This is a genomic window from Streptomyces sp. NPDC050164 (assembly GCF_044459945.1).
Classification (GTDB): domain Bacteria; phylum Actinomycetota; class Actinomycetes; order Streptomycetales; family Streptomycetaceae; genus Streptomyces; species Streptomyces coeruleorubidus_A.
Genome location: NZ_JBITJK010000005.1, coordinates 1 through 14,269 on the forward strand (window position 1 = coordinate 1; position 14,269 = coordinate 14,269).

4 protein-coding genes are annotated in these 14,269 nt (G+C 68.9%); all 4 read right to left on the reverse strand.

From position 1 onward, the window contains the following. Positions 1 to 79: 79 nt before the first annotated feature. From ACIBNA_RS09890 to ACIBNA_RS09905, 4 genes are read right to left on the reverse strand one after another with little or no spacing between them, the layout of a single operon-like run. Positions 80 to 328 carry a hypothetical protein gene (locus ACIBNA_RS09890; RefSeq protein ID WP_399164725.1) on the reverse strand — a complete coding sequence of 83 codons (249 nt, stop codon included), beginning with the start codon at positions 326 to 328 and terminating at the stop codon, positions 80 to 82. Positions 329 to 361: 33 nt separating this feature from the next. Next, positions 362 to 4,411 (reverse strand): Eco57I restriction-modification methylase domain-containing protein, encoded by a 4,050-nt coding sequence (locus ACIBNA_RS09895; RefSeq protein ID WP_399164726.1) that lies wholly within the window; start codon positions 4,409 to 4,411, stop codon positions 362 to 364. After that, on the reverse strand, positions 4,411 to 7,383 hold the full coding sequence (locus ACIBNA_RS09900; protein WP_399164727.1) for a helicase-related protein: 2,973 nt from the start codon (positions 7,381 to 7,383) through the stop codon (positions 4,411 to 4,413). The genes ACIBNA_RS09895 and ACIBNA_RS09900 overlap by 1 nt, the downstream gene beginning before the upstream one ends. A gap of 53 nt (positions 7,384 to 7,436) precedes the next feature. Beyond that, entirely contained in the window at positions 7,437 to 13,769 is a 6,333-nt protein-coding gene (locus ACIBNA_RS09905) for a protein kinase (protein ID WP_399164728.1), read from the reverse strand. Positions 13,770 to 14,269 lie beyond the last annotated feature (500 nt).

Genomic DNA, 14,269 nt, shown 5'->3' on the forward strand with positions numbered 1-14,269 from the left:
GAGGCGACATTCGGGCCCTGGGCCTGCACAGCCTTCGTCCACGGCACGAAAACGGTCCGCCGACGGAGCTGGCGGACCGTCATGAAAGGTCGAGGTTAGCAACAAGATCCTGCCCACGCGAAACCGCCGATTGGGCCCGCGGGTGGTTCTCCAGTTGTTTCGCGGCACGCTTGCCGAGTGCCGCGACGCCATTGGTCACGTGCTCGCCGGCGTTACTCATCGCTCGTGACAGTGGACGGCCTTTGAACTGCTGGATGGACTGCCATGCCGCAAACTCATAGTCCGACGGAAGCGGACTGGGCTGCTGCGGGTACTGCGGGTTGCTCATGGGTTGTGGCGCTCCTGTCTCCGGGGCGAGCTGTCAGGCGGGGTGGCGGGGGCCGTGGCCTGGGGGCGGCGTAAGGGTGGAGCTGTAGTTCTCGCCGTCGATGAGAGGGCGCTCCAAGGTGAGGCCGACGGCGGCCATACGGTCATACTCGGCGAGGATCAGTTCCTTGGTGCGGTATGTGCCGTACTTCGCCTCGTCCTTGCGGCGGACGATGGGGAAGGTGCCGAGGATATAGTCGACGTCTTCGCGGGAGACCCCGTAGAGGTGGAAAAAGAGGGCGTCGAGTTCGGCACGGATCACTTGTCGACGAGTCTCGTTCCACCGGAAGGGCTTTCCGGTGTCGTTCATCTCGCGCGCGAATCCCCGCATATCGTAAGCGCTGTATGCAAGTTCAAGCACTCGCGGGTTAACGAAGGGGGCGTGACGTTCGGCCTGCGACGGGAGCAGTGTGGGTAATTGTGCAAAGATGAAAAAGTTAAGGTTCACTCCTCCCAACTTTTGCCGTGCGAAATAATCGAAAACGAAGGAAGACAGTTGGGCGTAGAGAACCGAGGCATGCTCGATATCTCCGGGGAGGATCACGTTCGCTGAATCCGCTACCCCACCTCGTGGGGCGAGGAACGCGATTACGCTCCGTTCGTCCAGGGAGCTAGTGATTTTCCTGAATCCCATGACCCACTCGCTTCTCCACCCCTTCCCGGTTAGCTTCGCGTCAACCGATGCTTCAGGAACCCAGTAGCGAGGTTGCGTGAAGTAGTCTGGAGTGTCGAGTTGGGTGATTGACGGGGTGGGGAGTGCGCGTACGCCTTTCCCTGCTTGAATTTCAGTAAGAGCATAGTCGCCGAATCTGTGATTGTACTGATGTAGCATTTTTGCTTCATGTAGGGGAAGCATTCTCTTGGAGCCGGAGGTCAGTGTGTTCCCATCCCTTCGCCATCCTTCTTCGCATAGTTCGCCACCCTCCCTGAAAAGGTGGGAGTCGGTGTTAGTCATAAACATGAGCTGGAAGTCGAGGTTCCAGGAATTTCCGTGTTTGGCGCCCTCGTTGATTAGCACGGGCAGTCGCCTGTGCACGTCAATTGTGATTCGCGCGTCGCGTGAACTCCTGAAGATTGGGCATGTGCCCGTGTTGGGATTGACGAGTTGGATCTCTTCTGGAGTGACCCGGACGTGTCGACTTGTATCGTCAAGGTCTGCAACAGACTCTAGACGGAAGGCAAGGTTGAGGGGTTTGCCATGAGGTGCCGATTGGGAGACTAGCAAGCAAAACCTATTACCTTGAGCACCTGCGACGTCGCCAAAGAATCCGGTGTTCCGGAAATCGTATAGTGAGACAAGCGACTTCTTGTTAATCAAATCCTTAAAGTAGTGCTGGTTGAATGAGTCGGTGGCGATTCCGGATGGAATGATTTGCCCTACTGTGCCTTGTGGGCTCGCCAAATTTCGGGCAAGTTCAGAGAAGAGAGAATATGTGTTGAGGCGACCGTATGCGGTGAGTGGGAAATTCCCGGAGGAGTGAACAAAGTGCTTGAAGCCATCGTTGATGCGCTGTTCGTTCGCAAAAGCTGCATGCAGTTCAGGATCTTCGCTGGCCAGTTTTTTGATTATGCGGTTCCGGGCTGCCATCGTTGGAGCTTCTGCGATGTCTGCTCGCGTCGCCGCAAAAAATTCTCGTGCGTCAACCTGAACTTGGTCCCACGGGGGGTTCCCGAGAATGCAGTCGAATCCTCCAGTCCATCCAGTGGACTTTTCCGCCGGTGTGTCCAACTCTGGTACGGAGAACACATCAGGAAACTCCAGGTGCCAGTGGAAGAAGGTGTACTGGTCCTTTAGGTGCCTGATTTGATCATGTGTGGACTGCGGTGCCGCGTCGGTCGAGGGGTCCTGGAGGTTTTGGAAGACTTCCTCGGTGACCGCGAGTGGAGCATCGGGTTCTTTCGGCCACACGAACGCCGCGCACCAAGCATCGGCCACATGCAGGGCGTGGACATACTCGGCCGACCGAGACCAGTCGTGGTAGGCGGCCTCCTGGCGGCGGACTTCGGTCAGGGTGTTGGACTCGGCTGCGGTGATGCGGCGCAGCTGGGAGGCGAAGCGGGTGTTAGCTACCTTCTTCTCTGTTCCCAGATCAAATAGTCCGTGCTGGCCGCCGCGCTCCTGCCGGTTCTGCTTTTCCAGCGCCTTGGCGAACTTCTTGTCGTCGCCCTCGATCGGCTTGAACGCTCCGTCAGGAACGCCATTTTTCAGCAGTGCAGGCGGTGCGCCCATCAAAGCGTTACCGTGCTTGATGTGCGCGTCTAGGAAACTCAGCGGCTTGCCTGGCTCTAGCGCCTCCAGCCACAAGGACACCTTGGCCAGGTCCACGGCCATGAGGTTGAGATCAACGCCGTAGATGCACCGAGCGACGACCTCGTGCAGGGCATGGCGGACCGCGTCCAGGGTCGGCTCCGGGTTGCGCTCCCGTACAGCAGCTACCTGCTTGGCGATCCGGCGGGCCGCCGCTACCAGGAAGTGACCTGAACCGCAAGCGGGGTCGCATACCTTAAGTGACAGCAGCTCGTGCACGATTGACTCGGCCGGGTCAGTCTCATCCGACCGTGACGCCGCTTCCTCACCGCGCCGCAAAGCCTCCTGGATCACCGGATCCAGCGTCGAATCCAGCAGGCACTCGATGAGCGACGAAGGGGTGTAGTAACTGCCCGTCGTCTTGCGGGTGTTGCCCGCGACCTCGATGAGCGTGAAGGTGCGGTCGGCCGCGCTGTACTTCGGCTCCAGTTCCAGCAGGGACTCGTACACCGAGCCCAGCTCCTCAGCGTCGAGGTGCCGGTAGTCCACCGCCCGCCAGCGGCCCGAGCTGCCGTCCCGGACCTGGGACAGGTGGCGTACGGCCGTCAACAGCGCTTCGTTGGAGAGCTTCAGGCCGTGCAGCGGGGCGTCCGTGTCCGTGTCGTTGAACAGGCCGCCGAGTCCCGGCAACCCCAGCTCCGGACGGCCCTTCTCGTCACCGAGGGCCGTCAGGACGATGCGCAGGGCCTCGTACAGGTCGCCGTGTGCCGTGCCCCGCCGCTTCCGGGCGTGGGCGCGCAGTCGGGCCGACGAGAAGTACGTCTCGTACCGCTCGCGTGCGATCCCGTCAGCACCCGGCGAGAGTAGCGCCTCGCGGTCCTCCGCCACGAAGACGAACAGGAGCCGGTACACGAGGCGCAGCAGCGCCTTCTGCAAGGCCTTCGGGCGGACGTCCTCACGCAGCGAGCTGTTCTCCGGGTGTCGCAGGAAGCCCGTGCCCAGGGCCGTGATCGCCTCCTGGACGCCCTTCCGCAGCTGGTCGAGCGCCCGCGTACCGGATGCGATGGCCTCGGTGCGCCACTTCTCCAACCAGCACGAAGACGGCGCCGCCCCCTCCGCCACCTCGAACCGCGACACGTGCAGCAGCCGGTACAGCAGGACGAACTCGCTGAACAGCTCGCCGTCGAAGATCGCCTCCAGGTCGAACTCGACGTACGACGCCGTGGCCAGCGCGCTGGAGTCGCGCAGCAGGCGCACCTGGCGGCCGTTCGTCAGGACGCCCCACAGGTGGGCCTCCGTCCGGTTCAGGCACTCCTGGAGCATCGACTGGGGCGGGACCGTGCCCGCGCCGCCCGGGCGCTTGTCCAGCTCGGCGTTCCAGGCCGTCTGGTGGATCAGGGCGTGGCCCCAGCGGTGGGAGACCGGGAACTTCTTCTCCGCGTCCGAGTCGGCCGCGATGCCCGCCGGGCCGACCGGCGTCAGTCGGCCGAAACCCAACTCCCGCCACAGCGGCGCCAGCCAGTCCGTGCCGGCGCGGCCGGTCGGGTCCGTGGCCGGGACGCCCGTCTCCGTGTCCTCGGGCAGGTGCTTGCGCAGATCGCGCCAGAGCGGCTTCAGGTACTCCCAGCTGCGTTCGGCCTCGTCCCGTACTGAACGCGAGGATGGCAGGCCGTAGTCGGCGGGCTTGGAGCCGGGGACGTCCCTGCCCTCGGAGATGCGGACCAGCATGTCGGCCGGCAGCAGGCCGCCGACGGTGTGGACGGCGGTGAACACCTGGTTGCGGGTGGTGGCGGACATCAGGCGGACACTCCAGTGGAAACAGAGGCAGTGGAAGCGGAGACGGGGGAGGGAGCTGCGGGCAGGTAGACGTAGGTGCCGAGGATGTCGGCGGGCTTCTGGGCCGTGACGGACAGGCCCCGGACGATCTCGCCGGAGGCGGCGCGCACCCGGCGGTGGGAGGCGTCCAGCTCGGCGGCCAGTTCGGCGCCGTAGGACTCCAGGTGGGTTGTCACCTCGCCCAGTTGATCCAGGATGCGGGCCATCGTGCGCTCGCCGGCCGCCGCGGCCGTGTTCTCCGTCGCCCGCGCCTCCAGCAGCTCCACCGCGCGCTCCGGCGGCAGCCACACCGCGTTCTTCGGGGCGCCCTCGAAGGCCAGCAGGCGGGCGTCCTCCGCGACCACCTGCTTCTCGCCGTTGCGCGAGGGCAGGGTCAGGTGGAAGCGGTAGCGGACCAGTAGCAGCGTCGTACGCGTCGCTACCGCGTCCGTCGTCACGACGCCGCAGCGGCGGGCCGGGCGGGCGCCGTCCGCCTGCGTGTCCAGTGCCGCGTTCAGCACATGCGAAGCCAGCGCGCCCACCACCGGGTCAGTTCGGACCAGTGCAGCCTCGCCACGCGCCACCGCAGGACTCGACCGGAACGCGATCGGGCGGTCCCGTTCGACCGTCTCCGCTCCCACCACCGGGGCCAGGGCGTCCCGCAGGCCGATCGGCGTGCCGCCGACCTGGGCCGTGAAGTCCGCGCCGGAAGCACCGGAATCGCGAAGGACCGCGCCCAGCGCGTTCAGCGACTCTCGTACGAACGTGTCGATCTCGCCCGCGCCGCCCAGCGCCTCCCGTACGGCGGCGACCTCGCGGGCCACCTCCTCCGGGTGGATGGAGCGCTGCGCGAACCGCGAACGGGACGCCTTCTCCCGGTCGGCTGCCGAGTTCCAGTCCTTCTCCAGGTCCGCGAAGCTCTGCTGGAAGGACTCCGTCTCGAACAGCGCCTCCTGCTCGCCCTGCCGGCCGCGCAGCAGCAGCCATTCCACGATCGCGTCCGTCACGCCGGTCGACATCTCGTCGGGGACGGAGACGGAGACGCCCAGGTCCTTCTTGATCTGGCGGTGCTTCTTGATCAGCACCTCCAGGACCTTGCCGTCAATGCCGTTGTCCTCGCCGTACAGCGTGATGACGCGGACCTCGTCGCGCTTCTGCCCGTACCGGTCGACGCGGCCCTCGCGCTGGTCGTGGCGGGTGGGGTTCCAGGCCAGGTCGTAGTGGACGACGGCGTCGAAGTGGTGCTGGAGGTTCACGCCTTCCGACAGGCAGTCGGTGGCGATCAGGACGCGGCGCGCGGCGGCGTCCTCACCGGCCTCCGCGGCCAGCTCCTCGATACGGTCGAGGCGCTGCTGCGGTGAGAGCGTGCCGGTGACCGCCTTGACGACCGTCTTCGCGCCGAGCGGGCCGCGCTTCTTCGTCTCCGGGTCGTTGCCGAGCTGCTCGGCCAGGTACTCGGCGGTCGGGATGTAGCGGCAGAAGACGATCGGGTTGTGGCCGTTGGCCAGCAGGGCCTTGAGGTACTTGATGAGTGCCTTCAGCTTCAGGTCCTCGGCCGGGCCCTCCAACGCCTGTGCTCGCGCTGCGAGTTCGGCCAGGCGCGAGCCCGCGTTCTCCTCCGTCTCCGCGCCCGGGGCGACGTCCATGCCCTCCAGGGCGTCGCTGTCCGCCGAGTCGCTGGTCAGCGGAGCGCCCAGGCGGTCGGCCTCCTCCGCCGACGCGGCCACCGCCGCCGCGGACCGGGTGCGTAGGGTTTGCGCCGCCGCCCGCGGCGACGACACCATGGAGCGCAGCAGCGCGATCGCCGACCACCAGGCGATACGGGCCTCGCGCCGGCCCTGGCCGCCCGCCTCCTCCACGCGCTCGCTTGCGTACGCGATCGCGTCGTCGAGCAGCGCCCGGTACGCGGGGGACAGCTTGTACGTCTCGTCCTTGAAGTACCGGTCGGAGGGGAACGCCGTGCGCTCGGCGAGGGAGTCGTCCGCCAGGCCGTCCTCCTTGGTGAGGTACTGCCGCACGTCCGCCCGCTTGCGGGCCACGAAGTGCTGGGCGAGGAGCTTGCGGCCCTTCTCCGAGTCCAGGTCCACGTGCGCCAGTTCGGGCTTGACCAGGCCCAGCAGGTTGCGGAACGCGGACTCCTTGCCACTGTGCGGGGTCGCCGTGACGAGGAGCAGATGCCGTTCGGCGTCCTCGGCGACGCGGCGCAGCAGCTCGTAGCGGAGCTGGTTCTGCGTGCTGGTCTTCGTGTCGTCGGCGACCACGCAGGTGTGCGCCTCGTCCACGATCACCAGGTCGGGGCAGTGGCGCACGAAGTCGTCGCGGTGGCGGGTGGACTTGATGAAGTCCGTGGAGACGATCACGTGCGGGTACTTGTCGAACAGGGACTGGCCCAGGTCCAGACCCCGCTCCAGGCGGGAGACGGTCGACGACAGCACCAGTTCCGCGTCGATGCCGAACTTCGACCGCAGCTCCTGCTGCCACTGCTCGGCCAGCGCGGGCGAGCACAGCACCGCCAGGCCCGTCGCCTCGCCCTGCGCCAGCAGCTCGCTCGCGACCAGGCCCGACTCGATCGTCTTGCCGATGCCGACATCGTCGGAGATCAGCATGCGGACCGTCTTCTGCCGCAGTGCCATCAGCAGCGGGACGAGCTGGTACGCACGCGGCTCCACCGCGATCCCGGCCAGCGAGCGGAACGGACCCGCGCCCGAGCGGAAGCCGACGCGTAGCGCGGTGCGCAGCAGGCCCGCGGCCCGCTGGTCGCCGAGATCGCTCGGCTCCGGCTTGGCGAACTCGGCGCCCCTCACCGTCTCGAAGGCCGGGAACACGGCCGCGATGTCGTCGTCCGAGCCGCCCAGCGGGCGCAGCACCAGCAGGTCGGGCTCGCTCTCAGGGAGGACCACCCATTCCCGGCCGCGCGCGGTGACCAGGGAGCCTGCGGAGTACGTGAGTGCCATATCAGTCGTCAGATCCTTGAAACGGGGCGGAAGGGCGCGGGGCGGGTGGGCGGTCAGTCGGCGATGGGGGAGCCGAAGCAGTCGGCGTAGCGGTCGGCGAGCGCGTCCCAGTCGTCGCCGGGACGGAAGCGGACGGGCTCCCAGCCGGCGTCGAGGAGGCGTTCCTCGGCGTCCTCGTCGCGCAGGGCGGTCTGCTCCGTCTCCGGCAGGTCGACGAAGACGGCCAGGCGCATCCCCGGCTGCCGGTAGACGTAGTCGGGCATGGCATTGGCCTCGGTGAGGAGGGCGCCGGTCTCCGTCGGCAGGTGCAGGCCCTTCGCCTTCACCCAGCCGAGGAAGTCGCCCCGCTCGGCCAGCTCCGCCGCCGCGGCGGCCTCGACCGCCGTCGGCTCGGCCGAAGAGGGAGCGGTCTCGGTGACCAGGCGGCGGTACTGCTCCGACCGGGACTCCCCGCGCGCCTCCCGCGTCGCCGTCGCCGACGCGAAGCGGACCAGCAGGGACGCCACCGTGTGGCGGTTGATCCGGGCGTGGTCGAGCTGGTTGCCGTACGTCAGCAGGCACTCGTAGCAGCCGAGCGCGCAGGCGCGGTCGCCGCGGTGGGCCTCGTCGCCCTCGTCCGTGCCGTCGGCGGCGAAGTGGCAGATCTCCAGGGCGCGGCGGGCCGCCTTCGCCAGGGCGTCCTCCTCCGCCTGGAGACGGCGCAGCACGCCCGCGCCGCCCTCCGCGGCTTCCATGAACAGGAAGCGGCGGCGGGGTCCGTCGTCCGGCGGAAGCAGCTCCGCCGTCAGCTCCGCGTCCTCCAGCTCGAAAGCGGCCTCGATGCCCCGCTCCAGCGCGTACATCAGTGTCAGCGCGACCGGCTCGGGCACCGCCTCGTCCAGGGTGACGACGAGGATGTTGCGGCGGTCCTCCACGAACGGGATGACGCGCTTCTTGCGGCGCCGCTCGTTGCCGTCGGCGTCGATCACCGGGAGCTCGCTGGAGTCGCCGGAGGCCTCGGAGGCGTCCTTGTCGTTCATCCAGCGGCCGTCGGCCAGGTCGAGCCAGTAGCCCGGCGGCTCGTCCTTCTTGGCGCGCACCCGGCCGGTGTTGGTGATGCGGACGGTCGCGGAGTCGCCGTACGCGACCTCGGCGAGCTGCGCGCCCGCCGCGTCGGCGACCGTCGCGTTCAGGCGGCCCCGGCGGGCGCCGTGGTCGTGGAAGCGGTACGAGGTCTCCAGCCGGAAACCGGCCCGGCGCCGCTCCTCCTCGTCGGAGGAGATTCGCTCGCGGCGGGTGGTGTACACGGTGTGCAGGTGGAGCAGGCCGTAGGTGGCCGATCCCAGCGGCTCGTCGCAGAAGCCGCAGCGGTCCTCGCGGTCCTTCGGGTCGTGGTGGTAGCCGCAGTGGGCGCAGCGGCGGGCCTCGCCCGTGGTCAGCTCGCCGGAGGAGTCCGGCGGGAGCTGGATGCGGGTCACCTGGTAGCGGGCGCCCTCGTGGTAGATGAGCGCGCCGGGGCCGAACTCGCGGACGGCGAGGAAGCGGGGCCGCTGGAGGTAGTCGCCGTCGCCGCGGCGACGGCCGATCGTCGGGATGTACGCGGCGAGCGGCAGGCGCGGGAAGCTGTAGCCGGGCAGGAAGCCCTCGGAGGCCAGGTAGCGGTACGGGTTGAAGTCGGAGAGGACCGACTTGCTGTCGACGCTCTCGTTCATCAGCAGGTTCAGCTGGGTCTCGGCCTCGCGGCGGCGCGCGTTGGCGCGGTTGCGGTCGGTCTCGGTGAGGCTGTAGTCGAGGCGGCGCTTGTTCTGCACGTACTGGTCGTCGAGGGCGGCGCGGAACAGGCTGCGCCAGCGGTCGAAGGCGCGGTCGAAGCGCTGGGGGACCGTGCGCACCTTGTCCTGGATCCAGTCGTCGTGCCACCAGGTGGTGTCGGCGAACTCCTTCAGCAGCGGGCCGAGGACGGCCAGGGCCGCGTCGACCGTGCGGCGCTGGGCGCCGTCGTCGTACGAGGCCGCCTGGATCTCGGGCAGCAGTTCCAGGGCCGGGTCCGGGCGGTCGCCGGTGTCCGGGTACGACACGTCCAGCACGTCCGGGATGGAGCGGCCCAGCTTCAGGCCCGCCTCGGCGATCCAGATGCCTTGGAGGTGGGAGAGGACAAGGTCCTCGTTGGCCAGGTCCAGGCGGGGCGGGGCGACCGCGCCGGCGACCATGCGTTCGGAGCGGCGGAAGTAGTACTGGTCGTGGCTGTTGCCCGTAGCGCAGTACGTGGTGACCAGCGCGGGCTGGCCGCTGCGGCCCGCGCGGCCCGAGCGCTGCGCGTAGTTGGCGGGGGTGGGCGGGACGTTGCGCATCATCACCGCGTTGAGGGAGGAGATGTCGACGCCCAGCTCCATCGTGGGGGAGCAGTACAGCAGCTTCAGCTCCGCCTTGCGGAAGGCCTCCTCGCGCTTCTCCCGGTCCTCCGGCGCGACCTGCGCGGTGTGCTCGCGGGCGAACAGGCCGGCGAGCGCGTCGGCGGTCTCCCGGTAGAGCTTGAGGAAGAAGGTGTTGATGCGCGGGCCGTCGCCGCTCTGGTAGGTGCGGGTGAGCGGGTCGTGCGCGCCCGACTCGCCCCGACCGGCCCGCCAGACCAGGGACTGGGCGGCGACGCGGTAGCCGGTCGTCGTCGGGCCCGAGGGACGGCGGTAGCGGCCGGGGCGCTGCGGGGCGGTCTCGACCTCCTTCACCAGGCCGGCCTTGGCGAGGACGGTCAGCAGCTGGGCGATGACGGTCTGGAGGTCGTCCTGGTCCAGGTCCGCGAAGGAACCGTCCGCCCGCCGCAGGTACTTGCCGTACTTGCCGCGCGCCGACAGGAACAGGCTGGAGCGGTCGGAGCCCGGCCGGGACGGGTGCGGGTAGGCCGTGCCGACCCGCGGCTTGTCGCCGGTGGACAGCACCCAGGGATCCACCAGCCGTTCCTCGGTGGCCCGTTGCAGCGACTCGAAGGTGTCGTCGCGGAAGTAGGACACGTCGATCGCCAGCGACCGGCGCATCTCGTCGAGGAGCGCCTTGACGATCTCCGCGCGCAGCGCCGGGTCGGCGTCCCGCAGCGCCGGGAGCGTGGTCTCCCAGCGGTCCTGCTTGCCGGCCACCCAGTGCAGGTCCTCGTAGTCGATCTCCAGCAGGCCCGTCTGCTCCAGGTTGGGCATGGTGATGCGCCAGCCGCGCTCCAGGTCCAGGTAGAGCCGGAAGGCGACCACGTCGCGCAGGGTGCGGGCCGCGTTGCGGGCGAGGCCGGGGGAGAGGTCGGTGTCACCGGTGTAGTCGGCGGGGGCGAGCGCCAGGACGTTGGTCACCGCGGTGGCCAGCTCCTCGTGGTGCAGGCCGTCCTCGCCCGCGTCCAGCGCCGCCCGGTACAGCGCCCCGCGCAACTGGGTGATCTGCACGAAGTCGTTGAAGTGGCCCGCCTGGAGGGAGGCGTCCTGCCGGTTGTCGACGAAGGTGAGGAGCTTGCGCGCCTCCTTGTCGAGGGCCTCCTCGGGCACCGACTTCAGCGACCGCACGATGGACGCCGACACCAGTGAGGTCGCCGACGAGCGGCCCTCCTGGTCCAGCGTGGCCAGCTTGGCGAAGTCCTTGCCGCGGGTCTGCTCGTACGCCACCCCGCAGTGCAGGCAGAACAGGAAGGGGGAGGGGATGAACGCGGCCTTCAGCTCGCCCTGGCCTTCCCGGCCGAAGGGGTCGACGGTGACCGCGCGGGGCACCCGGTCGCGGTAGGTTCGCTTGACGACCTCCTGGCCCCGGTCGTCCAGCTCCAGCCAGGACTCGGGAAGCCGGCGGTCGTCCACGGCGTACTGCACGTTCGACGGCCACTCCCGCTCGTGGTCGACGTAGAGGTAGCCGTCGCCCTGCCGGCCGCCGGTCGCCGAGGTGTCGCGGCGGGCCTCGTAGCGGACATCGCCGTCCTGCTCCGTGCGCCACACCGTCAGGTACTCCTGGCCGCACTCCCGGCAGAACGCCAGCGGCATCAGCAACTTGCCGCCGCTGCCGGGCTGTTCGAGCTGGTAGGAGCGGGTGAGGTGGCGGGAGAGCTTGTCCTCCAGGGTGACGTAGACGGTGTCGCCCTTGGAGAGGAACTGGTGCAGCCGGAACGCGAACAGGGGGCGTTCGGTGAGCGGGTGGCGGGCCTGTGAACCCGCTTCCAGGGTCGCGCGGATGGCGGCGACGCAGTCCTTCTCGGGGACGCCGGACTGCTCGCTCAGCTCCTTCGCGGCGATTTCGATCTTCGCCGGCCGCTGCCGGACCAGGCGGCCCGACTCCGTGTCCTCGACCAGGCCGAAGCGGCTCTCGATCCAGCGGGCCAGCGGGTCGCGCACCAGGTCGTCGTAGGCACGCGGGGCGGCGGGGGAGGTGAGGCGCTCGGCCGGGACGCTGTCCGGTGCCTCGCGGGTCGCGCGGACCAGGGTCTCGCCGATGACGTGCTCGGGCCGCACCTTCGTGCCGAACAGGGTGCTCGCGACCTGCGCGACCACGCGGCGCTGGTCCTCCCAGGTGCCCTCGGTCGACATGGTCGCCGAGGTGCCGATGCACTGCAGGTCCTCGGCCTGGCAGGCCTCGCGGACGCGGCGGATGAGCAGGGCCACGTCGGCGCCCTGGCGGCCGCGGTAGGTGTGCAGTTCGTCGAAGACCAGGAACTCCAGGCTCCGCGCCATCCGGATCAGGCTCGCCCGGTCGGCGGGGCGGGTGAGCATCAGCTCCAACATGACGTAGTTGGTGAGCAGGATGTCCGGCGGGTTGTCGCGGATCTCCTTGCGCTTCTCGTCGTCCTCCTGGCCCGTGTAGCGGGCGAAGGTGACGGGCTCCCTGCCGGCGCCGTACCCGTCGCGCAGGTACTTCTCCAGCTCGCGCAGCTGGCTGTTGGCGAGCGCGTTCATCGGGTAGACGATGATCGCCCGCACGCGCTTGGGGGCGTTCGGGCCTTCCTCGTCCCGCTCGTGCAGCACCTTGTCGACGATCGGCACGATGTACGACAGGGACTTGCCGGAGCCCGTGCCGGTCGTCAGCACGTACGAGGCGCCGGAGGCCGCGGCGTCGATGGCGTCGCGCTGGTGGCGGTGCAGGGTGAGCGGGCGGCCGTCGCAGACGGTGCCGCCCTCGGTCTTCTTCGCCTGGAAGATACGGGCGCACTCGGCGTGCAGCACCTTCCGCTGGGCGAGCTCGACGACGGTGCCGCCGCCCTGGAAGAACGGGTTGAGCGACAGCCAGGGGTCCGGCCACTGCGACTTCTCGTCGAGATCCTTCTCCACGAAGTCGGCGATCCGGTCGTCACGGATGACGGTGCCGCCCTCGGTGAAGGAGCGGTAGTCCTTGATGAGGGCTCGGTGGACGCCGAAGACGTCCATGCCGGCTCCGGCGGCCGGGCCCTGCGCGGCGGTGGGCTCCTCGCCGTCGTCGTCGGCGGCGGCAGTGGGGGCGGAGGCCGGGGCGGCCGCTGTCTCGCGCACCGGCACGGTCGGGTCGAGCGCACCCCAGTGCGGCAGCAGCGGCGCCCTCGCGTCGGTCACTGCGAGCGGCAGTAGGGCCTCCCGGACGGTCGCCGCGTCGGCAGGGCGGTCCGCCGGGTCCTTGGCCAGCAGGCGCTCCACCAACCGGGCCAGCTCCACCGGGACCTCGCCGCGGATCGCGCGCACCGGCGCCGGCTGCTGGTTCACGTGCCGGTCGGCGAGTTCGTACGCGGACTCGCTGGTGAACGGGGGAACGCCGACCAGCATCTCGTAGAGCACGCAGCCCAGCGCGTAGAGGTCGGCGGCCTGGGTCACCTGCTTGGCCTGGCACTGCTCCGGAGCCATGTAGCGGGCGGTGCCCACGCTGACGCCCGTGCTGGTCAGCCGGGTCTGGTCCGGATCGTCGACGATGCTGCCCATGCCGAAGTCCAGGACCTTAACTGTGCCGCCCTGCGTGAGCATCACGTTCGCCGGCTTGAGGTCGCGGTGCACGACACCGGCGGTGTGGGCGGCGGCGAGGCCGGCGGCGATCTGCGCGCCGATCGCGGCGGCCCAGGAGACCGGCAGCTGGGACTCCTCCTGGATGAGGTCGCGCAGCGTCTCGCCGTCCAGGAACTCCATGGCCAGGTACGGCAGGCCGCCCGCCTGCTCGTCGATGCCGCCCGCCACGAGACGGGTCAGGTTGGGATGGCGCAGCCTGCGGGTGATGCGCACCTCGCGGGAGAAGCGCTGCACGGCCTTGGTATCGCCACCGGTGTCGATCTGCGTCCCGGTGCGGCGGCGCAGGATCGTCTTGACGGCCACGGCGCGCTCGGGGGTGCCCTCCGGTGCGTGCAGGTCCTCGGCCCGGTGGACCTCCCCCATGTTGCCCCTGCCGATGACCTGTCCGATGCGGAACCTGCCGTCGACCAGCTCCTGGCTCACTGCCCCTCGCTCCTTCGTCCCTCGCACGTTCCCGCGTCCTGCCCTGCCCGGGCGGACGGGAACCCCCTCACGTGTCGCTGCGCCCACTCATCGTGACAGGAGGCAAGCGGCAGTAGGCGCTACCGTACACGAATGACTGAGTAATCGGTAGCGATGTATCTGTTGACATCATCAACACATCGCCCCTAACATTGGGGTTGAAATGGTGGGGAGGGGGCAACATGGCGCGATGGTCGGACGATGGTGGGCCGTCCGGTCTGCGTGCGGCGCTCGGTGAGTTGCTGACGCAGTTGCGGAGTGCGGCCGTGGGTGGTGTCGTACCGGAACGCGTCTTCGCGGAGAGCGTGCGGAACCTCGCGCTGGGGGACTCCGAGCGGGAACGGTTGCGTCACGAGCTGGCCCAGCTGGGCCTGCCCGTGCGGAAATTGCACGTGCACACGGTAGGCGACCGCCGAGACGGTGAAAAGGTTGCACGGAACTGTGGGGAAAGTGTGTTCCCA